This window comes from Pseudaminobacter soli (ex Li et al. 2025) (assembly GCF_029892515.1).
Classification (GTDB): domain Bacteria; phylum Pseudomonadota; class Alphaproteobacteria; order Rhizobiales; family Rhizobiaceae; genus Pseudaminobacter; species Pseudaminobacter soli_A.
Genome location: NZ_JARXVF010000002.1, coordinates 154,641 through 178,237 on the forward strand (window position 1 = coordinate 154,641; position 23,597 = coordinate 178,237).

Consider the following 23,597-nt stretch of genomic DNA (forward strand, 5'->3'; position numbering starts at 1 on the left):
CTGCGTTGCGTTCGGCGAATTGTATCAGAACGTATCCGGACGGCCGTATGCTACATTGGAATGCAATTGCGCTCCGGCTGGCACACATCGGGGATACATGCCGCGGGTCTTCTGACGACCGTGATCAACACGGATCGGGGGAGAACCGTGGGAGACGTTGCGCCGCATGCAGATCCTTCTGTTTATGCCGGCAGGTTCTCCGGAACGCACGAACATCGAAACATCAGCGATAGCATCGGCCACAACCTGCCGCAGTAAGCACCGGAGGCCCTGCCAAGGCTGTTCTGGATGTTGCGAGGCTCTAGGTCACGATCACCTGCCGCGAGGAGATTTCCGCGCTTCGCGGCAACCGAATCCGGGTCTAAAGAAGAGGGCGTTGCGTCGCCATATCGAAAGAGGATTTGAAGGTCCGAAAATGGAGCATATCGATCATATCCTGATCGTCGATGACGACCGCGAAATCCGCGAGCTGGTGTCGAGCTATCTGAAGAAGAACGGTCTTCGGGCGACGGTGGCCGCCGACGGGCGCCAGATGCGCAGTTTCCTCGAGAGCAATGCGGTCGACCTGATCGTGCTCGACGTGATGATGCCGGGCGACGACGGGCTGGTCCTGTGTCGTGAACTGCGCGCCGGCAAGCACAAGGCGACGCCAATCCTGATGCTGACAGCCCGCAGCGACGAGATGGATCGCATCATCGGGCTCGAAATGGGTGCCGACGACTATCTGCCGAAGCCGTTTGCGGCGCGTGAACTGCTCGCCCGCATCAAGGCCGTATTGCGCCGGACGCGCATGCTGCCGCCTAACCTGCAAATCAGCGAAGCCGGCCAGATCCTGACCTTCGGTGACTGGCGTCTCGATACGGTCGGCCGGCATCTCCTCGACAAGCAAGGCACGGAGATTGCGCTGAGCGGTGCGGAATACCGTCTGCTGCGCGTCTTTATCGACCACCCCCAGCGCGTTCTCAACCGCGACCAGTTGCTGAACCTCACTCAGGGCCGCGATGCCGAGCTGTTCGACCGCTCGATCGACCTTCTCGTCAGCCGGCTGCGCCAGCGGCTCGGCGACGATGCGCGCGAGCCAACCTACATCAAGACCGTGCGGGCGGAAGGATATGTCTTTTCCGTCCCTGTCGAGATTTCGGAGCCGAGGGCATGACGGTCGGCGACACGTCGCGTCGTGGCTGGTGGCCGAGCACGCTTCGTTCGCGGCTTTTCCTCATCCTGTTCGCCGGGCTGGCAATCGCTTACGGCCTGTCGTTCAGCATCCTTTTCCTCGAACGCTACATGTCAGCCAAGGCCGTCATGCTCGGCACATTGGAAAGCGATCTGGCGACCTCGATCGCCGTGATCGACCGCCTCCCGGCCAATGAACGTCACGATTGGCTCGATCGTCTTAGCCGTGGCAATTATCGCCTCGTGCTCGGCCCCGGACTGCCCGGTGTGCCGGACATGTCGGGCCGCGGCGCCGAGATCGCCGAGCGGATCGAAGAGGCGGCTGGCCACAAATTCCCCTTACGGATCGAGTCCATTCCCGGCGACAGCAAACGGTTGCAGGGGCATCTGACGCTGTCCGACGGTTCGCCCCTGACGATCGACGTCACCCCGACCGGCGTGATGCCAATCGCCGAATGGCTTCCTTACGTCTTTGCCGTGCAGATGGCGCTTCTGCTGCTTTGCACCTGGTTTGCGGTTCGCCAGGCGATCCGCCCGCTCGGAGAGCTGGCCGCGGCAGCGGATGCGCTCGACCCGAACAAAAAGGGCGAGCCGATGAGCGAGGCCGGGCCGAGCGAAGTGTCTCACGCTGCACGCGCGTTTAACGCGATGCGTGAGCGGATCGCCCACTATCTCGAAGAGCGGGTGCAGATCCTCGCGGCGATTTCCCACGACCTTCAGACTCCCATCACCCGCATGCGGTTACGCGCCGATATGGCGGACGACTCGCCCGAAAAGGACAAGCTCGTCAATGATCTGCGAGAAATCGAGCGACTGGTGCAGGACGGCATTGCCTATGCCCGCAGTTCGCACGGCAATGGCGAAAAGACCTCCCGGATCGATCTTTCCTCCTTCATCGACAGCATCGCCTATGACTATCAGGACACTGGAAAGGTGGTGACCGTACTCGGCATCGTGCAGGGCACTGCCTCGACCAAGCCGCATGCACTGCGCCGCATCCTCACCAACTTCATCGACAATGCGATTAAGTTTGCCGGCGCTGCCGAGCTTACCGTCGAACGGAAAGGTGAGGGCGATATCGTCATCACAGTGCTGGATCGCGGGCCGGGTATTCCGGAGGATATGCTGAATGCCGCGATGCAGCCCTTTTTCCGGCTGGAGCAGTCCCGTAACCGCGAAACCGGCGGCACGGGGCTCGGGCTTGCCATTGCTCAGCAATTGGCGGGCACGATCGGCGGCTCCGTCCGCCTCTACAATCGCACTGGCGGTGGGCTTGCGGCGGAAGTGACGTTCCACTGAGCAAAAATCCTGGCTCTTTGTGTGGGAAGATGTCCTGCCCCCCTGTAGCTACGCTTTGATACAACTCCGGCATCTTGAGAAACATGCCGGATACGTTGGTCCTCCAAAACACTCCCCGTCAGCGGATGTCGCAGGTTGCGACGAAACAAAGGAGTGTTCCATGACGAAGATTGAAAAGGTTCTCTATACCGGCAAGACCCACACCACCGGCGGACGCGAGGGCTTCGCCCGCAGCGATGACGCCGCGCTGGACATCAAGCTTTCGACTCCTGGAAGTGGGCGGCCGGGCTCCAACCCGGAACAACTCTTTGCCGCCGGCTGGTCCGCTTGTTTTATCGGCGCGATGACCAAGGCGGCTGGCAAGCGGCAGATGCGGCTTCCAGCCGACACCGCTGTGGACGCGGAGGTGGATCTGGGCACGACGGAAGGCGACTTCTTCCTTCAGGCGAGGCTGGCAGTCAATCTGCCGGGCATCGAGCCCGAACTTGCGCAAGCAATCATTGAGGAAGCTCATCAGATTTGCCCTTATTCCAAGGCCACCCGCGGCAATATCAGCGTCGAACTGAGCATTGTGTGATGACAAGCAAAAAACCTTTGGGTCTGAGATGGGTGGCAATTGGCCTCATCGGCGCAGGTGTCTTGGCGACGCCGTGTATATATGACACTACGTCAAACGAACCCTCGCCGCTCGCGGGGCTCGTTGACCTGTCCGCTAGCACCGGGTTTTCCGGCTCCAGCGTGTATCAATTTACCAAAGGCGCTCATACTGCGATGGTGAAGGGAGCCGCTCTCGACCTTGCGCACGCCGCACCACCGTGAACAATGTCCAGCCGGGTACCTCCGATACAGACATCAATATTGATGCGATCGGAATGTTATCCGATCGGAGCCCGCACATCCTAAGGAGATCGCAGCGTTGATTTCCTACTTGGTCCGGGACGAGCCCACTTATTTGGCTTGCGCAAGCCTGACACTCGAGGGCGGTTACACGCTCTGACAAAGCCTATCATGGGAGCGCCGACTTCCGGCGCTCTCATTCGACCCGTCACCTCTACTTACTCAGGTAGGAGGAATGCGGCTGCGGCTGAATCTAGGCGAGTGGCGGGCTTTTCCCGTTCAAGGCGCCATCGAAAAGCGGACAGACAGCTCTCGGCCCATTGCGGTCGTGAATCAGCATGACCTGAGCTTCTGCAAAGGGTGGGAAGCTGACGTAGAAACGGACGAGTTGCTCGGTATCGAGAGTGGGAACTCTGCCGTAGATTACGCCAGCTTCGTGATGGCCAAGAGACCAGAGATGACGGTGCCCGCTAATCAAGCGCGACCACGGCTTCCACCTCGAAGAGCATGGTGTCAATTGCAAGCTTTGGAACGGGAACCAGAGTCTGTGCCGGCAGCGCCTCGCCGAACATTTCCTTGACGTTCTTGGTCAACACCTCAAGCTTGGACATATCGTGATCGACCACGAAAACCGTGAGCTTGGCGACCTGATCCGGCCTGGCACCAAGCGCATCGAGGGCGGTGCTTAAATTTGCGTAGGCCTGCCTAACCTGGACAGCGAAGTCGGGCGACAAGGCCCCAGTGCTGTCTTGGCCGCCCTGTCCGGAGATGTACGCCACCCGGGCTTCGCGAGGCACAATCACCGCCGTGCTGTAGCCATTCGGTGTCGGGTCGTAGAGGTTCTGCGGATTGACGATGGTCAGCTTGAGATCATTCTCATTCGCTGCCGTCGCAGTGGGAACTCCCATGGTCATGATGATTAGCCCTCCGATAAGTAGGCGCTTGATGGCGCGTGACATGATTTTCTCTTGGTTCTGACGACCGCGAGCAACGTAGCCTCGCGGCCTGTAGGATTGAACTTTAACCCATCGCCCGTATAACCGACTCGTACGACGTACGATTCAATTGCATCGTACGTCGTACGAGTCAATCGTTCAGAATCGACATTCGTTGCATTGTCGGCCAAAAATCGACGTTCAGATCAGCAAGGAAGACCGATGCCAGCCAAACGTAGCGGCGCTCAGAGCAAACGGCCTCAACGGAAAGGTATGTCCGTGCAGGAGCCGCACAGTGAACCGCCTCTCTCTCTGGAACGGATCGTGGCGATCGCGGTAGAACTGCTGGACGCCCAAGGACTCGACGGATTGAAGATGCGTCGGCTGGCCGATCGCCTCGGCTCGGGCGCGATGAGCCTATATTGGCACGTCGACAACAAAGAGGAGGTCCTTGATCTGGCGCTTGACACGGTGCTGGAATATCGCAGACCGCCGCAAATAGCCGAGTCCCAAGACTGGCGCGGGGAAGTCGTTGATATGCTCGAAGACTGGCGCGCCAGCATGCTGCGCCATCCTTGGTCGGCATCGCTGTTGCCGCGCCGGGCACTCGGCCCGAACATCCTCGGTCGCTTGGAACTGTTGAGCAAGACCTTGTCCGGAGCCGGTGTAACTGACGCGGATTTGAACGTCGCAATATGGTCGCTCTGGAACTATGTGATCGGCGCTACCATCACTCGGGCAAGCTTCGACCTGTCTGACGACGACATGGCCGCCGCACAGCAGCGCCTTACACGTCTCAGCCAACACTGCCCGACAATCGAACGCTCTCGTCTGTTGTTGGATAACGATTGGGACGGCGCTTTCAGGAAAGGCCTAGACTTCCTGCTCGATGGCCTCGCTCCGGGACCATGAACATTCGTCAATTCCTGGACGAAACCGTGCCGGATTCCATGCGCGCGTTCGATCCTGCGTCGAAGGCTGTCGTCGAATATGGCGGGCGCGGTGCCGTGTCAGTGGGCGATCATCGCACGGCCATCATTGCTTTGCCCAGTTCCTTGTGCAGTCGCGCCTGTTCGTCGGGACTGAGCTTCATCGGCTCGGCGCATCTATTCGATAAGAAGATATATCCGGAGCTATCACTCTCGCTTGGATCAGTCGCTGGCGGGAGAAGAAAAGCCTAGGCCGAAATCAGCGCCGCCGAATGCTAGCCCGCTAATGCAAGGTGGCGGGCTTTTCCCGTTTCATGGCGCCGTTTTCCCTGACCTGACCGTCAATTCGGTCCGAGCTAGTCTGGATCGATGGTCTGGGAACTGCCGCCTCGGTCTCCGGGGCAGCCCTTTTTGCGGGAAGTTACAGGGCAGACCGCCTATCACAATTCGTCGCTGGCGACGTCGGGACGACCGATTGAGCAAACCTCGGATCTCAGCACCGCCGAACGCTAGCCCGCTAACGCAGGTGATGGGCTTTTCTCGTATCATGGCCGCCGCTTTCACCGAAAACCTGACCGACTGTTCTGCCCACTGCTCCATGGTCTGGGAGCACCACATTCGCCAAGGGGAATTGCCCGCTTGATCTCCGAGGCGGGCTTGCGCGAAGTGCCTGGCGTGATCAGCGGCTTCCATCGGACGCCAGACAAGCCCGCCCGTCGTCTCAACCGAGGCGGCGGGCTTTGCATGCCTTCTATTTTGAACGTCTGCCCGCCACAGCATTGACTGGGCGCCTGCGCGCCTGGTCGGCGGATTGCTCTTTGCTGTCCTTGGATGGGGCGTTGCGCTTGTTCTTCCTTGAGCCCATGGCGGGCTCTGCGGCCTCCCTTGCAAGGCGAGCCTGACGAAGGCGTTGTGTCTTCGCTTCTCGGTTTACAACCTCCGCGTCGACTATCTCACGAGCGATCCTTGTCGTTGTCTCGTTGTCCCGCTTGGCCCGTTTCGACATGAAACTGTCCTTGGCTCCATTCATCATGGTCATCCTAGGGACGAAAAAGGTCGGGAAGTTTCCGATCTTCAGCAGAAGGCCAGACGGCCAACAAATTCGCGGTCAAAGACCGGGAACACTATTGCGTCATGCCGCCTGCAGGTTATCTGCCGAGATCTTTCCCTTGCGGGGGTCGCGCACCACTTCGAATGAAAGCTTCTGGCCCTCGACGAGGGTACGCATGCCGGCGCGCTCGACGGCGGAAATGTGGACGAAAACGTCCGGGCCGCCCTCATCCGGGGCGATAAAGCCAAAGCCTTTGGCGGAATTGAAGAATTTTACTGTTCCGGTGGCCATGAGGTTTCCTTTCAAATCGGTGCTCAATGACGGTTGGCCGAGCCAAAAAGCTAGTTGTCGATATTGAGAAGGAAATCGTCTGGGCACCAAGGCGCAGAAACAACGTTCGTCAGCAAGATCGATGCGAAGATATAGGCGCGCCCCTGGATTGCGGCAATCCGCGCGCCCGCTGCCGGGCCGCTCAACTGCACTGGCTCCGCAGCCGATGGGGGCTCGTTCGAAGTGCGGCATCAGTTCCGGCCGCGGGCTACGCAGCGGCAGGCCACCGCGGTGTTATTTGGGATTTCGGCTGAAGGAGTTCGGGGCCGCCGTCTCAACGACCAAAGGCGACGGCCCCGACCGGAAGGCAACTTAGTTGCCGTTGCCGTTGCCGTTACCGTTGTACCAGCCGGGGTTCATGTTGCCGTTGTAATTGCCGTTCCAGGAGCCCCAGTTCCTGTTGCCGTTGCCATTGCAGCGTTGATTTCCTACTTGGTCCGGGACGAGCCCACTTATTTGGCTTGCGCAAGCTGACACTCGAGGGCGGTTACACGCTCTGACAAAGCCTATCATGGGAGCGCCGACTTCCGGCGCTCTCATTCGACCCGTCACCTCGATCGGCAGCTTTCGTGAATCCGCTAGCTACCTCCGAATGTCCGAGATGAACTCGGATGCCGAATGGCAGCTAGTCGCCAATCGGGATCGAAACCGGACAGGCTGCTAACGGCCGGTTGGAGGTGTGCATGACGGCTTCGCGCCCAAGTCGGCCATTCGCATAGGCTTCGCCACTTCCTGAAAGCTGACATTGCTGGCTTAACGCTGCAGGTCGCCGACGCATCCACAAAACGCATTGATTAAGTCCGGTTCAGTGCCTCTCCATCATTCAGGGCGGGCAGGCTGACCGGCCATTTCAGTGATGATTTCAAACGCGATGCGGTGGCTCAGATCACCGAACGGGGCTATCCATGGGCTCACCCATCCAGCCAGGCTGCGAGACCGTCCAGCGTCTGCAGTCCGTATTCCACCGCGCCGAAGCCGATGACCACCTGACGCCGTTCGCGGCTGGGGTGGAGCTGGCGCATGGTCAGGACCGTCTTACCGTCGGCCTGCTCGTCGAAGGTCACCGTGACGCGGAAACGGTTGGGGTCGTCAGGGTTGGGCGTACCATGATCCATCACGATCCGCTCGTTCGGCACGATCTCCAGGAAACGCATGAGATTGGGAAAGCGCTGTTGCTTGCCCTCGAACATGCCCACCATGTCGAAACGCCAGACCCCGCCTTCGCGTATATCGGCTTCGTGGCTCTCGATGCTGACGGCGGTCGGGCCGAACCATTGGGCGAGCGCCTCAGGCTTCATCCAGGCGGCAAACACCTTGCTGCGCGGGTGGTTCAGAAGCTTCACCAGCACGATCTCGCGATCGAGCGACCAGCTCTCAAATGGGCTTGCCACGTCTTTCATTCATCCCTCTTTCGTCGTGTCCAGGTAGACTTCCAGCCGCTCCAGCCGCATGGCCCAGTTCCGGCGCTCCGCTTCCATCCAGTTCGCCGCCTCGTCGAAGCGCGCCTTCACCAACCGGCACCAGCGGCGGCGCCCGCGCTTCTCGCTGGCGATCAGCCCGCACTCCTCCAGCACCCGGAGATGCTGGGCGAAGGAGGGCAGCGCCATGTCGAACGGTTCGGCCAGAATGCTGACCGGCAACTCGCCCTCGGCCAGCCGTGACACCACCGCGCGGCGGGTCGGGTCGCTGAGAGCGTGAAAGGCAAGGTCGAGAGGGGTCGAATGGTAAGGCATGTGTATGCGTAAAATGGCTGGAGCCATCGGTCAACGACAAAAAGGCACTTGCCTTAGCATTCGCGTTCGACATAAAGGTATCTACCTTAGTAATCAGCCCGCACCGGGCGACCACAAGCAGGAGGCCCCCGTGGCAGTTCGTGTCGATCTCAACATCTCCCTCGACGGTTTCGCGACAACGACGGACCAGACGCCCGAGCAGCCGATGGGTGAGGACTGGATGCGCCTCGTCGGTGCTTATATGGCGACAAGGACTTTCCGCGAGCGCCTGTTCAAGGACACTAGCGGTCAAGGGACGACCGGCATCGACGACCAATATGCCAGCGCGTATTTCGACAATATCGGCGCAGAGATCATGGGCGCCGGCATGTTCGGGCTGCACAATTTCCCCAATGATCCGGACTGGAAGGGCTGGTGGGGCGACGAGCCGCCATTCCGCTGCCCGGTCTTCGTGCTTACCCACAGCAAGCGGCCCTCGATCGAAATGGCTGGCGGCACGACATTCCATTTCATCGACACAACGCCGGCCGAGGCGCTCCGGCAGGCTGTTGCCGTCGCGGGTGGAAAGGACGTGCGGGTTGGCGGCGGAGCCAGCACCGTCCGCGATTTCCTCAGGGCGGGGCACGTCGACCGCCTCCATGTCGCCATCGCCCCAATCCTGCTCGGACGCGGCATCCGTCTCTGGGACGATCTGCGTGACTTCGAGCTTGGCTATACGGTAGAGTCAGAAACGGCAGAGAGCGGCACCATTCACTTGACATTTCGACGCTAACCCTAGCGCGTGAACAGCGCGATCATGAACTGCCCGCAGGCGCCCACAATGTCAGCTTTTCGAATAGTCAACCCAGATGCCGACATTCTGGTTCCGGCCTCCTCCCGCCTTGCAAAGCCTATGAAGTTTCGCTCGGCGTATCCGAGCGTCTCATGAAGCGGCCGGGTGGCAGGCCGACATGACGGCTGAAGGCCGTGCTGAACGTGCTCGCAGAGCCGTAGCCGATGCGTCTGGCCACCTCGTCGAGCGCCACCCCTCCGCTGCGCAACAGGTTCTTTGCGGCGGCCATGCGCCAGGCGAGCAAATACGCCATCGGCCGGACCCCGACCATGCGGACGAAGCGGTCGAAGAAAGCGGAACGGGACATGCCCGCCTCGCGCGCGAGGTCGGGGATGGTCCAGGACCGTTCGACATCGCCGTGCATGCTGCGCAGTGCGGCGGCGATCCGGGGATCGCCCAGACCGCGCAGGAGGCCGGGCTGGGCTGCCTGCGCCGGCGCGGCCCGAAGCGCCTCGATCAGGAGGATTTCCACGAGGCGCTCAAGAATAAGGTCGCGGCCAATGTCGTCGCGCGCCGCCTCCTCGCCGACGAGACGGACCAATTGGCTCAGCCGCGGAATCCCACGGATGTGGATCATGCGCGGCAAGAGCGAGACGACGAGTGCGGCATCCGGCGAACCGAAGGAGAAATAGCCTCCGAATTGCCGGACATCGGGCGGCCCATTTGGTCGGCCATGGCGGATTTCTCTGTCGGGCGGCGCGGCCATTTTCGGGTCGATCCGCAAGGGGCGGGCGGACTCCAAGCCCGACATGGTAAAGGCTGGCGTGGCGGGCAGCAGAACGAAATCGCCCTCTTCAAGGACGACTGGCGCCTCGCCATCGACGGCAAGGCGGCATCGCCCCTCGGTCACGGCGCAAAAGCCCGGTTGGCCGAACTCGGCATAGCGCACTGCCCAACGACCAGCCCCGCTGATCCCTTTCGAGAACACGGCACGAGGCTGCAGAAGCTGGATCACCTGGCAAAGCGGATCGGCCATTTCGGACTACTGCCAATAGAATTAGGATCATTGATTGATGATAGTCCTGATCATGCCTGTAAGATCGGTCGCGTCAACACCAAACACAGGAGACCGACATGAAAACCGTCCTCATCACCGGCTGCTCGTCCGGCTACGGGTTGGAAAGCGCCCGCCACTTTCACGCGCAGGGCTGGAGCGTCATTGCCACCATGCGCAACCCGCGCAAGGGAGTGCTTCCCGAAACGGAGCGCATCCGCATCCTGCCGCTTGACGTCACCAATCCCGAAAGCATCGCGGCCGCAATCGAAGCGGCGGGGCCGATCGACGTCTTGGTGAACAATGCCGGTATCGGCGTGGTCGGAGCATTCGAGGTGACGCCGATATCGCATGTGCGCAAGGTGTTCGAGACCAATACCTTCGGCGTCATGGCGATGACGCAGGCGGTGATCCCGCAGATGCGGGCGCGCCGTTCGGGTGTCATCGTGAACGTCACCTCCAGCGTGACGCTCGCATCGATGCCGCTCGCGGCAGCCTATACGGCCAGCAAGCAGGCCGTCGCAGGCTTCACCGGATCGCTGGCACATGAACTGGGCGCTTTCGGTGTCCGGGTCAAACTGGTGGAGCCCGGCTATGCGCCGACGACGCGGTTCACGGCCAACACCGACATTCCCGTCACGGACCTGATCCCCGAGGCCTATGCGGATTTCGCGCGACCAATCTTTGCCGACTTCGCCAACCCGGCGCTGACCACGAACGAAAGCGACGTGGCCGAAGCGGTGTGGCTGGCCGCGAACGACACCTCGAACCGGCTCCACTATCCGGCCGGTCCCGACGCCGTCGGCCTTGCGCAGGTCGCTTGATTGCCCCGGCACCGATCATCGGCTTGTCTTCATGATCGGTGCCCGAAATCATCCGCCTCGCCGCCAAACCGGAGCCTGGCGAATCGTCCGCTATGTCGACCGTTGCCGTCGCCCCGTGGCTTGGCGTGAGTGTCGCCTTCCAGGCCAGATCGAGGCAGGGGCAGCCTCGGCCGTGACGCCTTGTGATCCGAACCTCTACTTTTTGGCTTTCTACGCCAAAAGCCCCGCACGTCTCGCCGGGCCAAAACGCTGATGTTCCGCTTAGGTTTCATTAGAATATACAAATATGCCCGTCGCCTCGGGGGAGGCGACGGGCGCGTCGGGCGTCCGATAGAAGCCGCTAATTACGCCAGACACTTCGCACGATTGATGCACGCCCCGGAGATCGAGCGGGCAATTCCCCCTTGGCGAAGATGGTGCTCCCAGACCATGGAAGCAGTCTAGCTCTGGCAGAACAGGTGGTCAGGTCGGGTTAAACGGCGGCCTGAAACGGGAAAAGCCCGACCGGTGGACCGCGGTGGTCGCGGGGTGGAAGCCCATCGTGCAAGTCAGGCAAAGCCCGCCTGCCACCGCGACGGGGAAAGCACACAGTTGATGGCCGACCTTCGTTCCCGATTCCCGGACGGTGTCTATGCGCTTAGTTTGTCCTCCTGGGACTTCCCGGGCCTGAGATCGTAAACGCGGCCAAGGAATGGGAGGCGGACCTGGTTGTCGTTGGCGGTCATATCCGCAAGGGCCTTGCCAGGGTCTCGGTCGGGAGCGTCGCAGAAACAGTCATGCGGGAGGCACTTTGTCCCCTGCTGGTTGTCCGGGCCAAGCAATGAAAGTCCGATAGCCTGGCGTTGTTCTGCAGCCACTGACGAACTCGTCCGCTACGATTGGACCGCAAGGTAAGGTGTATTGACTTCAGCGTCGGGTATAGGCGGCTTTACCCAAATCTGTACGGCCCCACCATCACTCGCCCTGGCATCACTTTTTTGCCCAGAGGTCAGTTGCTTGCACGCCGCGAATAGCTATGGAACAGTCTTCCGGGCAGAATGATTTCGGTTTCTACTCCGCCTTCTGCGAACCTGCGCGTATAGGTGCCATGCAGTTGCGACTTGATTGTGAGATCGAGGAGCTTGGAGCCAAAGCCACTGACGCCGACTTCTGGTTGAACGTTCGTCTTGGGGACTCTCTCTGTCCACATGATATGCAGTTCGTCCATGCTGCGCCAGACCTGGACTTCCAGAACCCCCTGCGGATCGCTCAAGGCACCGTATTTGGTCGAGTTGGTCGCCAGTTCGTGGAAAATGAGAGCTAAGGAGGTAACCATTCCTCTGTCGACAAAGGCGTCCTCGTCAACGACAATCCTCCTCTCCGCCCCATTCGCATAGGGCCTGAGCAAAACGCCAATCAGCTCCCGCAGCGAAGTTCGCGCGCTGGTGGTGCCGGTCGACTGCCCATCCCAGATGAGGCCATGCGCGATCCTCAAGGCCGTAAGACGATTCCTGAGGACGTCTGCCAGCGGTCTCATGGCAGGGCGATCGCGAACTGAGAGGCCAATCAAACCATTGACCAGCGCGAACAGGTTCTTGATCCGATGATCAAGTTCCCTGGATACGATTTCGCGTTCTGCGGCGAGAGCTTTCGTCTGTGTCAGATACTCGTTTCTCGTCACGGTCGTCGTCGAGACGATGAGCGGGCTCAAAGAGATGAGCGCACCTGCCATGCTGATCGAGAGAACCATCGTTTCATTGAAATTCGACACGTCGATATAGCCGATGGTCGTCGAGATGATTGACCAGGTGCAGAATGTGAATGTCAACAAGGCCGTCAGGAAAACCCGATAAGATATGGCACACCAAAGAAGGGCCGGAATCGGGAAAGCGAATGCCGCTATTCCGCCGAACAAAATTCCCACGACGGCGGAAAGTACCAGCGCTAGGATGGGCACTTGATCGTGAAAGGAGAGGGGCAGTTGCTGCGCCCATTGCCCTCGTTCGGGGAGAGTAAGGATCACCGGCAACAAGGTGAGTTGGTTCAATAGCTCGACCGAAAACCAGAACCGGAAGCCGCTGACTTCTAGCGGGTTGAAATACAAGGAGCTGACCAGGACCGGGCCTGCAATTCCGCCAAACAGGCATGCAGGAACAACAGCGGCGAGAAGGCAAAATACCGAGGTTGGCCGCTCTAGACGCTGATCAATCCGATCGAAACGAGAGAGCAGGATATAGCCGATGGCGACAATCCCGAAATTGTAGGCTGCCAGCCCGACGCTGACGGCAATTCCATAACCGACAATCCAGATGCCGATTGCGAAGCCGAGAAGACAAGCGATCCAACCGGGAAAACGCGCCAACAGAGGAAAGCGGACGATCATCCCGAGCATAAACGCGTTTGCCGGCCAAATCAGACCCAGGACGATGTTGTCTTCCGTGTAGACACCAAGAAGGAACAGTGCCGAATAGGCAGCACCAAGTATTGGATAGAGAGGCCAGGCCCGACCCGTGAAATATCTTCTCGCTTTGATGTCGATTTCGTCGGCGCTGGGCATGGTTTGCCCTCTCAGGAATGCCATTCATCCCAGGATCGTTGGGCTACAATGCCAGGAAACCACGGATGCTTCGGGCCGACAAGCGAAGACCCCCGTCTCCGCTGAACGCGGTTCCGAGAGTTCTGCCGTGATGGCAGGCGTTGCCGCTCGTCAGGCCAGCTTCGGGTCGTCTGCCGAACGTCCACTTCAGCCAAATGTATTTCGAAAGCGGACCGACAGTTGTCGCTTCCTGAAGGCAGACATGGCCAGACCACGCTGGAGGTCGTGATTGCGCCAAAAGCCGCCAGGTGCGACTTCATCCATAGCCTAATTGACGGCGACGGCTCATCGACTGCATCTCGAATCAATGGCGCGGGAATTCCGCAGTGCTTCGCCTTACATGCGCTTCGGACCCATCCGGCCAAGTCTGCAGCAGGACTATGCTAGCCTTGCTCACAACGTCGCATGATTGGTCGGAGAACCGCGCTCCTCACTCCGGCAGCCCCGCCTTCCGCAACCCATCCATGAAGGTCGCGAGGTCCTCCGGCCGACGGATCGGGAGCCAATCTGCGAGATTGGAGACGCGCAGCGTGGGGTCGAGCTCGCGCAGATGCTTCATCGCGCGCTGCGCCTCTTCCGGCCGACCCGCGAGCGCATGGCTCGCCGCGATGACACTGACGACCATCAGGAAGCTCGGCAATTCCCGGAAGGCTTTCTCCGCCCACGACGACGCGGCGTCAAAGCGCCCCGCGAACAGATGCGCGGCTGCCAGTCCGGCCTGCATGCGGTAGAGCTCGGGGTCGAGTGGGCTCAGCCTCATTGCGTGCGCGATATGCTCGATGGCGGCGTCCGGCTCGCCGTTCCAGGTCCGCAGGAAGCCGGCGAGGAACCAGGCCGACGCGAGATTGGGATTGAGCACGAGCGCCCGGTCGAGCAAGGCGATTCCGCCGGCGACGTCATCGGTGAGGTGGGCGAGCGCATGCCCGCCGCGGGTGAGCGCGACCGCATCGTCCCGGCCCAAGTCGACGGCCAGGCGCGCCAGGCGGGCGCCCTCGGCGATCTCGGCTGGGCGATCGGTCATCCAGCCGTTGACCTTGCGCCAGAAATAGCACCACGCCGCCATCGCGTAGGCCGACGCGAAATTCGGGTCGCGCATGAGCGCGGGGTTGAACTGGCCGAGCGCTGCGTCGATCGACTCCCTGGATCCCAGATGGAGGTACGCCATGCCGCGCAGATAGTAGTCGTAGGCGTCGAGGCTTTCGGTTGACTTGTGTTTCGCGCGCTCGATCTCGGCCCGCTCGAGCTGCGGCGCGATCGCGCCGACGACCGCCTCGGTGACCTGATCCTGTAGCTCGAAAATATCGTCGAGCGCGCTTTCGAAGCGCTCGGCCCACAGATGCGCCCCGGTGGTTGCATCGATAAGCTGCCCGCTGATGCGCACCTTGTGCGCCGCCTTGCGCACGCTGCCTTCCAGCACATAGCGCACACCGAGCTCGCGGCCGACCTGTTTCACGTCGACCGCGCGGCCCTTGTAGGTGAAGCTCGAATTGCGTGCGATCACGAACAGCCAGCGAATGCGCGACAAGGCCGTGATGATGTCCTCCACCACGCCGTCGGTGAAGTACTCTTGCTCGATGTCGCCGCTAAGGTTCAGGAACGGGAGCGCGGCAATGGAGGGCCTGTCGGGGAGGGCCGGCGCCTCGGCGATGGTTTTGCCCGGCGCGTCGGGCTCGGTGCTGACCGCGGCGGAGCGACTGACAATCTCGCTGACGTCGCCGACGAACCGGAATCCCTTGCGGGCGATCGTTCGAAGCAGGCGCTGGTCCCGCCCGCTGTCGCCGATGGCCTTGCGCGCCGCGTTTATGTGACTGGTCAGGGTCGATTCAGAGACGATCCGCCCGGCCCACACGGCATCCAGGAGCTCGTTCTTGCTGACGACGTGCTCGCTGTTCCGCACTAAATGGAGCAACAGATCGAAGACCTGCGGCCCGACGGCGATCGGCTCAGCGCTGCGCGTGAGCTCCCGCCGGTCCGAGTCGATCACGAAGTCCTCGAACGCGTACTGCACGTAGCCCTCTCATCGCCGCTCATCGCCATGGCCGGCAGGCCATTGATAGCACGGTGATCATCGCCGAAGCTCGCGCGAGTTGTCCCGCCGGGAAAGCAAGCGGAAACTGCCGGAACGCGGGGCGCTTTCTTGGCTCGTCTTGCTCTTTTGTCTTGCTGTCTTGACAGAAATCCAAGCGAAATTCAATCGCGCCTCAAGGCTGCCACAAGGCTTTCCGGCCGCCGATCCGGTATCCTACGCCGCTTCGACTACGAGACAACCTGACACTCCCTTGCATACCCTTGGAGGGCAAGTCATGAAAATTGTCGTCATCGGAGGCACCGGCCTCATCGGATCAAAGCTCGTCAAGAAACTGCAGGAGAAGGGTCACGATGCCATCGCGGCCGCGCCCAATACCGGCGTCAACACCATCACGGGCGAGGGACTGAAAGAGGCGCTCTCCGGCGCGCAGGTCGTCGTCGATCTGGCGAACGCGCCGGTGTGGGAGGACAAGGCGGTGCTCGAATTCTTCGAGACCTCAGGCCGCAACCTGATGGCCGCGGAAACGGCCGCCGGCGTGAAGCATCATTTGGCATTGTCGATCGTCGGCAGCGACCGCAGTCCCGACAGCGGCTACCTCCGCGCCAAGGTGGCGCAGGAGAACCTGATCAAGGCGTCCGGCATTCCCTATACGATCCTGCGCTCGACGCAGTTCTTCGAGTTTGTCGGCGGCATCGTCAATTCGGGCGCAGAGGGCGACGTGGTCCGGCTGTCGCCCGCGCTGTTCCAGCCGATTGCCTCTGACGACGTGGTCGCCAACCTGGTCGAGTTGACGCTCGCACCGCCGCTGAACGACACCGTCGAGGTTGCGGGTCCGGAGGCCTGTCCGATGGACCAGTTCGGGCGCAAGTTCCTGGCCGCCAACGGCGACAAGCGCAAAGTGATCGCTGACGTGCATTGGCGCTACTTCGGCGCGGAGTTAAACGACCGATCGCTGACGCCCGGCGATCGCCCGCGCCTCGGAGCCATCCGCTTCGACGACTGGCTCAGCCGCAATGCGGTTCATAGCTGAAGCACAGGAGATAACCATGATCATCCGAATCCTCTGCGCGGCGGCGCTGGCGGCGACTTATGGCGGCTCGGCGCATGCCCATGATGACGGAAAGGCCAAGGTGACGCTCGTCTACGACCACGTGCTCCCCAACGTGCCCGGCAAGAGCATCAAGGGCGTGCTGGTCGAGTATGCGCCGGGCGGCACATCGCCGGCGCACATCCATCCGGCATCCGCCTTCATCTACGCGACGGTCCTGCAGGGAGCGATCCGCAGCCAGGTCAACGACGGCCCGGTCGTGACCTATCACGCCGGCGAAAGCTTCTCGGAGAATCCCGGTGATCGTCACAGTGTGAGCGAGAACGCGAGCAGCACGGAGCCCGCGCGTCTGCTCGCCGTGTTCGTGGTCGATACCAAGGAGACCACGCTGACAACGCCAATTGAGAAGTGAAACGAACCGTGTGTCCCGCACGCAACGCGGCGCTAGCGCCGCGTACACTGCCTTTGCCACGGTCCCGGCAAACGTGGCGATCAACAGGAGGCAAACATGAGCTTGGAAAACACCTCACACCTCGATAGACCGGGGCTCGACGAGTTGGTTCCGTCGCGCTACGCGCTGCGGGTCGGCGAGATTGACGTGCTGGTGGTCAGCGATGGGGTGCTATCGCTGCCAGGCACGATGTTGGGCCACAACGCCGACCCGGCCGTCCGGGCGGCCTGGCTGAACGATATGTTCCTGCCGCCGGACCTGCTCGAGTGGGCACTGAACGTGGTCGTGGTGCGTAGCGGCGGCCGGACCATACTCATCGACGCTGGGATGGGGGCCGAGTTCCCGGACCTGCCGCGAGCCGGGCGGACGGTCCAGCGACTGCAGGCCGCCGGCATCGATCTCACATCCGTGACCGACGTGGTGCTCACCCACTTGCACATGGACCACGTTGGCGGGCTGCTCGTCGACGGAGTGAGGGACCGGCTGCGTCCGGACCTGCGCATCCATGTGGCGGCCGCCGAAACCAAGTTCTGGGAGTCGCCAGATTTCTCCCGCGTCTCGATGCCGCCGGGGTTCCCGGACGCGCTTCGGCGGACGGCCAAGCGGTTCTTGCACGAGTACCAGAGCCAGTTGCGGACGTTCGAGGAGAAGCACGAGGTGGCGCCGGGGGTGCTCGTCACGCGCACTGGCGGCCACACCCCCGGGCACAGCGTGGTCCGCCTGGCATCCGGTAGCGACCGGCTGACGTTCGCTGGCGACGCCGTGTTCCAGGTCGGGTTCGAGCACCCCGACTGGTACAACGGCTTCGAACACGACCCCGAGGAGGCGGCCCGCGTCCGGGTCCGGCTTTTGCGGGAGCTGGCAGCGAACCGCGAGTCGCTGGTGGCAACTCACCTGTCGTTCCCGTCCGTCTGCCATGTGGCGGTCGACGGCGACGTCTTTCGTTGGGTCCCGGGTCCCTGGGAGTACTGACCGCTTGTTGGGTTAGGGCCGAACGAGACGACCGCATGCGTTTGAACGAAACGGATGGCCGGCGGCAGGGAGGCGATCAACATGGACGTATATGAGGCAGTCACAAGCCGACGTTCGGTGCGCGGGTTCAAAGACGAGCCTGTGTCTAGGGAAGTGCTTGAGCGCGTGCTGTCCGCCGCAGCTTGGTCGCCGTCCGGATCGAACATCCAGCCGTGGAACACCTACGTGCTGACCGGCGCGGCGTTGGCCGAGCTTAAGACGCGCGCCGTCGAGCGCGTGTGCAGGGACGAGCGGCAGTACGAGATGTACCCGCCCGTGCTGAAGTCCCCGTACGGGGAGCGCCGATCCGCCTTCGGCAAGGAGCGCTACAGCGCGCTCGGCATTACGCGCGAGGACTGGGAGGCGCGCCAGCGGGCGGCCATCGGCAACTGGAACTGTTTCGGCGCGCCCGCCGCCCTGTTCTGCTACATCGACCGCGACCCTGGGCCGGCCCCAATGGGCCGACGTCGGCATGTATCTGCAGACAATCATGCTGCCGCTCCGCGCCGAAGGGCTGCACAGTTGCCCGCAGATGGCGTGGTCGCAGGTTCGCGAGACTGTCGCGGAGGTCCTGTCGCCCTCGGACCGGCTCATCCTCTTCTGCGGCATGTCGATCGGGTACGAGGACCCCACGGTGAGTTACGCCCGTACGGGCCGCGCCCCGCTCCAGGAGACGGTCACGTTCGTCGGCGGTTAGCCGCAACCCGCTAATCGACCATTGCCCGGTTTCATAGGATAGTTCGGTGCTCGCTTGCCGAATGTCCGCTTCAGCCAAATGTATTTCGTAAGCGGACCGGCAGATTTCGGCCCCAAAGCTTGCGGGCGGCAACGCGCCGATCCTTGTCGTTGGGCATCCAGATTGTTGGTTCCCAAAGTCGGCCATTCATTCAGGCGCCGAGGTGCTAACGCGAGCGCATTAAAGTGCTGCTCAGCGCTGCGGTGGCCATAAGGGTCAGGACCGCGACCGCGCCAAGAAACAGCCCGTCATAGCCAAAGCCCGATACGGCCGGCGTGCTGAGCAAGGGAGAGCAGAACTGACCGATGAACACCGAGGCGGTCAGAATGCCGCCTGCCACCCCCCGCCGATGCGGTGGCGCAAGATGGAGCGTCAGGGTGACAAAGGTGGGCGCGACCAACGCGTAACCTGCGCCGATCAGTCCAGCGCCGGCGAACGTCACGAACACCGGTGGCGACAGTACCAGCAGGAGAAACCCGGCCGCCATCGCGGCATAGCCAAACGCAAAAACGCCCGCATAGTTGATAGCGCGTTGGATGCGCGTGTAGAGCAGCGCCATGCAGCCGCCGGTCAGCATCAGTACGCTCAGGGTCATGCCCGTCAACGTGGCGCTGTCATAGCCCTGGGCATCCAGAAAGAAGGGCAACTGCGTCGGCATGATGAAGAAGAACATGTTCGTCATCGACTGGAGCGCCACCAAGCCCAGGAACGGCATGCGCCAACGCCGCTGCTCGCCAGTCAAAGTTTCTGGGCCGGATTGCTGCTTGGCCAAGCTTCGGCGCGGCTCAACAATCGCCATCCACGTCAGGGGCAGCACGAGAACCGCCAGTCCATAGACGCCGAAAGCCAGACGTGGCGATATTGCCGCAGCCGAGCCGGCCAGCAGGATAAATACCAAGCCTCCAAAGTTTCGCGCCGAAATCTGCAACCCAGTCAGCGCGGTTCTGGTGTCGCCGGTGAAATAGTCGCCGATCAGAGCGGTTTGCGCGGTCATGATCAACGCAACCGCCACCCCCAGAATGATGCGGCTCATGAAGATCGTCGGGAGATCCGGCAGGTACAGTCCGGCGCTTCCCGAAATCACGAACAGCAGGATGCCGGTGAGCAGCAGGGATCGGCGTCCGAACCGATCGACGGCAAGGCCTGTAAGTGGCGCCAGCAGGGCAACGCTCAACGATGGTGCGGGAACCAGCAGACGCGTCAGCATCGCTGCGTAAGGATCGTCCGCAAAGAGGTGCTGCAGTCCCGGCAGTGCTGGGCTGATGGTGGCGTTTGCCATAACCGTCAGGGTCGCCGCCAACAAAAGCGCCACCGCCCGGCTGTCCCGCCAGACCGTTGTTTGCGCTGCATCCACCCCGCTTGTCATCGTCGTCCCTCTTGCCAAGATCGCCATTGTGACGGAGGCTACAACTTCAAGCCAACTTGAGGTCAAGTATGAAATTGATGGATATTGGCGAGGTCGCGGAGCGCTCTGGCATCCCCCCTTCAACGCTGCGGTATTACGAGGAAATCGGCTTGATCCGCCCCATTGGCAGGCGTGGATTGCGCAGGCAGTTCGATCCGGATGTTCTGTTGAAGCTTTCCCTGATCTCCCTTGGGAGAGCAGCCGGTTTCTCGCTCCTGGAGATTGCGGCGATGTTCGGTCAGGACGGTCAACTCGACGTGCCGCGCGACGAACTCCACGCCAAGGCAGATGATTTGCAGCGGCAGATCGCAAAACTTCGTGTTTTGCGTGACATGCTCCGGCATGTCGCCGACTGCAAGGCGCCGAGCCATCTGGAATGCCCAACGTTCCGTAAGCTCATGAAGACAGCATCGCGCACGACGAGGCCAAAGAAGCTGCCATCAAGAGCTGGGGCTTAGCGGTATCTGGCGCCTGAGCGCGTCTTGATCTACGGTCGAATCCTTGAGTAGAAAGTGAAGAGTGACCCGCTTCAGTCATCAGGGTCTGCTCGCGAAACGGCGCACGTTGACGCCTGGCTGTCCTGTTTCCAGTGAACGGCCGTGTCGGAATATGGATGGAACATAGAGTCCAGCTCGGCTGGCTAGCCGTTTGTCACATTCGTTTACGTAAATGACCGTTTCGCGCTCCATGACGGCCACGGGGACAGCGTCGACGCTGGTCAGGGCGATGATGCGCCATCGATTTCCCCTGAAGACCACGCTTTTGCGCCCCTGACAGCACTTCCAGTGCGGCTCTCTGAAGGCGCTGAGATATCAAAGGCAGGCTAATCTGCACATCAGCCCTAGGCCAGTTTCGCGTACTGTTCGGCGCTAAGCACTTCGATGCACTGGAACGGTACCTTGCCTTCCACCCAGGCGTCGTGGCCGGGCGGGATCGTGTAGGACATGCCTTCGCTGAAGGACATTTGCGTCCCGTCGTTCATTCGGACGGTGATTGTCCCGGACACGACATAGCCGACATGTGAGAGCTGGCAGCTCTCGGTCTTGACCACCGGCTTCACGCATTCGGACCATCGCCAGCCCGGCTCCATGTTCATCCGCGCGAGCGTGTAGCCCGGCAGCCGCACCACCTCGACGCGCGTCTTAGCGGGCGAGCGCACCTCGTCAGGCTTGTCATGCGATTTGGCGTCCAGTTTCGTGACGTTCATTGCAGCTTCGGCCATGACAACCTCTCTTCTTTTGAAGCGGAGCCCGACACTGCAACGCCCGGGACCGCTGTCGGATTCATACACCATTTGATCAGTATTAGCTAATGCAACAGGCATGGTTCGGCGTCGTTGGATACAACTGACACAAGCTTGGCCGGAATGAATCCGTGTGATTGAATAGCCTGAGCCGTCCATTGGCGGTACGAAACAGCACTAAGCGCCAAACAAAGCCTGCAACGGGTCAAAGGGCGCCCGTCGCCACGTCGCTTTTTCTCCGACTGAATGTCAGCTTGTGGCGCAATTCGTCTGTTGCCTCGGCATCAGCGATGTCCGCTTTTGATGCACGGACGGGATCGTTGGAATGACGGACATGCGGCCCGTTGTCGTGGAGGCAACTGGTTTGTGAACCGCCCCTGGACTTGGCACAATGAGTCAGGAACGGCCTATTTGAGGTCGGGAACTGACTGGCAGCTCGAGTTCGTTCCCATCCATAAGCGGTCAGTCGGGTTTCGGCCCAACTGCGACGTTCCTCAGGTGTTGTATGAGAACGCGGCCGCGCAGGCAGGTGGACGATGCCGCGGTCTCCTTCAAGAACCATGACCCGCTCCAATTCCTAGCGTGTCTTAGCCCCTGCGTACACTGGATGCCGAAGAGCCCGTCGTTTTTTGTCCTTCAATGGCGGGGATGGGGCGGCACCTCCATGAAGTCTTTAGAAGTGTCCAGTCTCTGGGAATTTTCTCGTTGGCGATGCGTTTGTCTAGGAGGTCCGGTAGAGGCCCAACCCCGACGATCATCGCACCAAGGTCAATCCTCCCCCTGCGATCAGCGGGCATTGGGCTCCACGGACGATTTCCCTTGGAGAAGACAATGAAACGCTATCTATCAGCACTCGCGTGCTCGGGATTGTTGAGCATTGGAGCACTCTACGGCACTCCTGCTTTTGCCAGCAGCATCGCCAGCTCACCTTCCGCAAAGCCCGCAACAGACGGCCAGACGTGGAATTTGTCCTGCACCACAGCAGCCTGCCAAGGCAAGTTTGAGTCAGCCGTCCTGGTGCGCAAACCCGGTGATCCTGGCGGCGGCGTGCAACTCGTTCGCGGTGGCATGGGTGGCGGCGGTCACGGGATGGGCGGCGGCGGCTTCATGATGCACGGCGGCGGCGGCTTTGGCGGCTTCCGTGGCTTCCATGGAATGGGCGGCTTCCACGGCGGCTTCCCCGGGATGGGAGGCTTCCGCCGGTTTGACCGTGGCTTCCACGGCATGGGTGGCTTCCATGGCTTCCGCAGTGAAGGCTTCCATGGCTTCCATGGCTTCGGCGGTGAAGGCTCCCGTGGCTTCCATGGCTTCGGCGGTGAAGGCTTCCGTCGCTTCCATGGCTTCGGCGGTGAAGGCTCCCGTGGCTTCCATGGCTTCGGCGGTGAAGGCTTCCGTCGCTTCCATGGCTTCGGCGGTGAAGGCTTCCGTGGCTTCCATGGCTTCGGCGGTGAAGGCTTCCGTGGCTTCCATGGCTTCCGCGGTGAAGGCTTCCATGGCTTCGGCGGTGAAGGCTTCCGTGGCTTCCATGGCTTCGGCGGTGAAGGCTTCCGTGGCTTCCGTGGCTTCCGTGGCTTCCATGGTGAACGCTTCCGTGGCTTCAACGGCTTCGGCGGTGAAGGCTTCCGTGGCTTCCATGGCTTCGGCGGTGAACGCTTCCGTGGCTTCAATGGCTTCGGCGGTGAAGGCTTCCGTGGCTTCCATGGCTTCCGCGGGGAAGGCTTCCGTGATGGCCGCTTCTTCCATCATCGGCACTTCTTCCGTGACCACGACAACGTCTTCTTCGGTCTAGGCGTGCCCTGATCTAACTGCGATCCGTGGGTCTACCGCTACTATGGCACCTGCTACCCGGGATACTATTCAAAGTACGCTTTGGTCTTGGCCAACGTCCAGGTCTCCCATTGAGTAGCCGAGTTCGAAGCACCCCTCCACGAGGCGGGCTGTCCCTGTTTCAGCCGCCGTTTTCCCCGACGTGACCGACTATTCTGCCAGATCCATTCATCATGGTCACAGGAGCGAAGCTAGCCGTGATCTTGTTGCGCCGAGGGGCAAGTAGCCAACGGCGCGCGGATTGCCGCAGTCCAGTGTCGCGCCTATATCTTCGCATCGATCTTGCTGACGAACATTGTTTCTGCGCCTTGGTGCCCAGACGATCTTCCTTCTCA

21 protein-coding genes and 1 pseudogene are annotated in these 23,597 nt (G+C 61.3%); 12 read left to right on the forward strand and 10 right to left on the reverse strand.

What is annotated here, in order from left to right; genetic code table 11:
* Positions 1 to 415 precede the first annotated feature (415 nt).
* The 3 genes from M2281_RS11520 to M2281_RS11530 all read left to right on the forward strand — a co-directional run bounded on the left by M2281_RS11520 (position 416) and on the right by M2281_RS11530 (position 3,049).
* Entirely contained in the window at positions 416 to 1,156 is a 741-nt protein-coding gene (locus M2281_RS11520; RefSeq protein ID WP_280821310.1) for a response regulator, read from the forward strand.
* Positions 1,153 to 2,472 carry an ATP-binding protein gene (locus M2281_RS11525; protein WP_280821311.1) on the forward strand — a complete coding sequence of 440 codons (1,320 nt, stop codon included), beginning with the start codon at positions 1,153 to 1,155 and terminating at the stop codon, positions 2,470 to 2,472. Before M2281_RS11520 ends, M2281_RS11525 begins: the two co-directional genes overlap by 4 nt.
* Before the next feature lie 160 nt (positions 2,473 to 2,632).
* Positions 2,633 to 3,049 carry an organic hydroperoxide resistance protein gene (locus tag M2281_RS11530; protein WP_280821312.1) on the forward strand — a complete coding sequence of 139 codons (417 nt, stop codon included), beginning with the start codon at positions 2,633 to 2,635 and terminating at the stop codon, positions 3,047 to 3,049.
* 730 nt (positions 3,050 to 3,779) lie between these two features.
* Here M2281_RS11530 and M2281_RS11535 read toward each other — a convergent pair.
* Complete coding sequence (locus tag M2281_RS11535) at positions 3,780 to 4,268, reverse strand: RidA family protein (RefSeq protein WP_280821313.1); 489 nt, start codon at positions 4,266 to 4,268, stop codon at positions 3,780 to 3,782.
* A gap of 198 nt (positions 4,269 to 4,466) precedes the next feature.
* Between M2281_RS11535 and M2281_RS11540 the strand changes: the two genes are divergently transcribed.
* A complete protein-coding gene (locus M2281_RS11540) occupies positions 4,467 to 5,156 on the forward strand; it encodes a TetR/AcrR family transcriptional regulator (protein ID WP_280821314.1) in 690 nt (229 codons plus the stop codon).
* 1,149 nt (positions 5,157 to 6,305) lie between these two features.
* Here the strand turns inward: M2281_RS11540 and M2281_RS11545 are convergent.
* The 3 genes from M2281_RS11545 to M2281_RS11555 all read right to left on the reverse strand — a co-directional run bounded on the left by M2281_RS11545 (position 6,306) and on the right by M2281_RS11555 (position 8,287).
* Complete coding sequence (locus M2281_RS11545; protein WP_280821841.1) at positions 6,306 to 6,515, reverse strand: cold-shock protein; 210 nt, start codon at positions 6,513 to 6,515, stop codon at positions 6,306 to 6,308.
* A gap of 950 nt (positions 6,516 to 7,465) precedes the next feature.
* Positions 7,466 to 7,954 (reverse strand): SRPBCC family protein, encoded by a 489-nt coding sequence (locus M2281_RS11550; protein ID WP_280821315.1) that lies wholly within the window; start codon positions 7,952 to 7,954, stop codon positions 7,466 to 7,468.
* Positions 7,955 to 8,287, reverse strand: a complete 333-nt coding sequence (locus M2281_RS11555) for an ArsR/SmtB family transcription factor (protein ID WP_280821316.1) — start codon at positions 8,285 to 8,287, stop codon at positions 7,955 to 7,957.
* 130 nt (positions 8,288 to 8,417) lie between these two features.
* On the opposite strand from M2281_RS11555, the gene M2281_RS11560 reads away from it, so the two are divergent.
* Positions 8,418 to 9,059 carry a dihydrofolate reductase family protein gene (locus M2281_RS11560; RefSeq protein ID WP_280821317.1) on the forward strand — a complete coding sequence of 214 codons (642 nt, stop codon included), beginning with the start codon at positions 8,418 to 8,420 and terminating at the stop codon, positions 9,057 to 9,059.
* 118 nt (positions 9,060 to 9,177) lie between these two features.
* Here M2281_RS11560 and M2281_RS11565 read toward each other — a convergent pair whose 3' ends face one another.
* Positions 9,178 to 10,095, reverse strand: coding sequence for an AraC family transcriptional regulator (locus tag M2281_RS11565; protein WP_280821318.1), 918 nt, complete (start codon positions 10,093 to 10,095; stop codon positions 9,178 to 9,180).
* A 98-nt stretch (positions 10,096 to 10,193) separates the two neighbouring features.
* Here M2281_RS11565 and M2281_RS11570 point away from each other — a divergent pair, with 98 nt between their 5' ends.
* Positions 10,194 to 10,937 (forward strand): SDR family oxidoreductase, encoded by a 744-nt coding sequence (locus tag M2281_RS11570; protein WP_280821319.1) that lies wholly within the window; start codon positions 10,194 to 10,196, stop codon positions 10,935 to 10,937.
* A 650-nt stretch (positions 10,938 to 11,587) separates the two neighbouring features.
* On the forward strand, positions 11,588 to 11,761 hold the full coding sequence (locus M2281_RS29205) for a universal stress protein (RefSeq protein WP_425537728.1): 174 nt from the start codon (positions 11,588 to 11,590) through the stop codon (positions 11,759 to 11,761).
* Positions 11,762 to 11,925: 164 nt separating this feature from the next.
* Here the strand turns inward: M2281_RS29205 and M2281_RS11575 are convergent, their stop codons facing one another.
* Positions 11,926 to 13,473 (reverse strand): HWE histidine kinase domain-containing protein, encoded by a 1,548-nt coding sequence (locus M2281_RS11575; RefSeq protein WP_280821320.1) that lies wholly within the window; start codon positions 13,471 to 13,473, stop codon positions 11,926 to 11,928.
* A gap of 469 nt (positions 13,474 to 13,942) precedes the next feature.
* Positions 13,943 to 15,520, reverse strand: a complete 1,578-nt coding sequence (locus tag M2281_RS11580; RefSeq protein WP_280821321.1) for a winged helix-turn-helix domain-containing tetratricopeptide repeat protein — start codon at positions 15,518 to 15,520, stop codon at positions 13,943 to 13,945.
* 295 nt (positions 15,521 to 15,815) lie between these two features.
* Between M2281_RS11580 and M2281_RS11585 the strand changes: the two genes are divergently transcribed.
* From M2281_RS11585 to M2281_RS11600, 4 genes and pseudogenes are all read left to right on the forward strand, one after another.
* Complete coding sequence (locus M2281_RS11585) at positions 15,816 to 16,571, forward strand: SDR family oxidoreductase (RefSeq protein WP_280821322.1); 756 nt, start codon at positions 15,816 to 15,818, stop codon at positions 16,569 to 16,571.
* Positions 16,572 to 16,587: 16 nt separating this feature from the next.
* Positions 16,588 to 17,001 carry a cupin domain-containing protein gene (locus M2281_RS11590; protein ID WP_280821323.1) on the forward strand — a complete coding sequence of 138 codons (414 nt, stop codon included), beginning with the start codon at positions 16,588 to 16,590 and terminating at the stop codon, positions 16,999 to 17,001.
* A gap of 96 nt (positions 17,002 to 17,097) precedes the next feature.
* Complete coding sequence (locus M2281_RS11595) at positions 17,098 to 18,012, forward strand: MBL fold metallo-hydrolase (RefSeq protein WP_280821324.1); 915 nt, start codon at positions 17,098 to 17,100, stop codon at positions 18,010 to 18,012.
* A gap of 81 nt (positions 18,013 to 18,093) precedes the next feature.
* Positions 18,094 to 18,748, forward strand: a pseudogene (locus M2281_RS11600) (nitroreductase).
* Between the two features lie 205 nt (positions 18,749 to 18,953).
* On the opposite strand, the gene M2281_RS11605 reads toward M2281_RS11600, so the two are convergent.
* Positions 18,954 to 20,153 (reverse strand): MFS transporter, encoded by a 1,200-nt coding sequence (locus M2281_RS11605; RefSeq protein ID WP_280821325.1) that lies wholly within the window; start codon positions 20,151 to 20,153, stop codon positions 18,954 to 18,956.
* A 68-nt stretch (positions 20,154 to 20,221) separates the two neighbouring features.
* Here M2281_RS11605 and M2281_RS11610 point away from each other — a divergent pair, with 68 nt between their 5' ends.
* Complete coding sequence (locus M2281_RS11610; protein WP_280821326.1) at positions 20,222 to 20,650, forward strand: helix-turn-helix domain-containing protein; 429 nt, start codon at positions 20,222 to 20,224, stop codon at positions 20,648 to 20,650.
* Positions 20,651 to 21,033: 383 nt separating this feature from the next.
* Here the strand turns inward: M2281_RS11610 and M2281_RS11615 are convergent, their stop codons facing one another.
* On the reverse strand, positions 21,034 to 21,414 hold the full coding sequence (locus tag M2281_RS11615) for a cupin domain-containing protein (protein ID WP_280821327.1): 381 nt from the start codon (positions 21,412 to 21,414) through the stop codon (positions 21,034 to 21,036).
* 1,026 nt (positions 21,415 to 22,440) lie between these two features.
* Complete coding sequence (locus tag M2281_RS11620) at positions 22,441 to 23,202, reverse strand: hypothetical protein (RefSeq protein WP_280821328.1); 762 nt, start codon at positions 23,200 to 23,202, stop codon at positions 22,441 to 22,443.
* Positions 23,203 to 23,597: the final 395 nt, after the last annotated feature.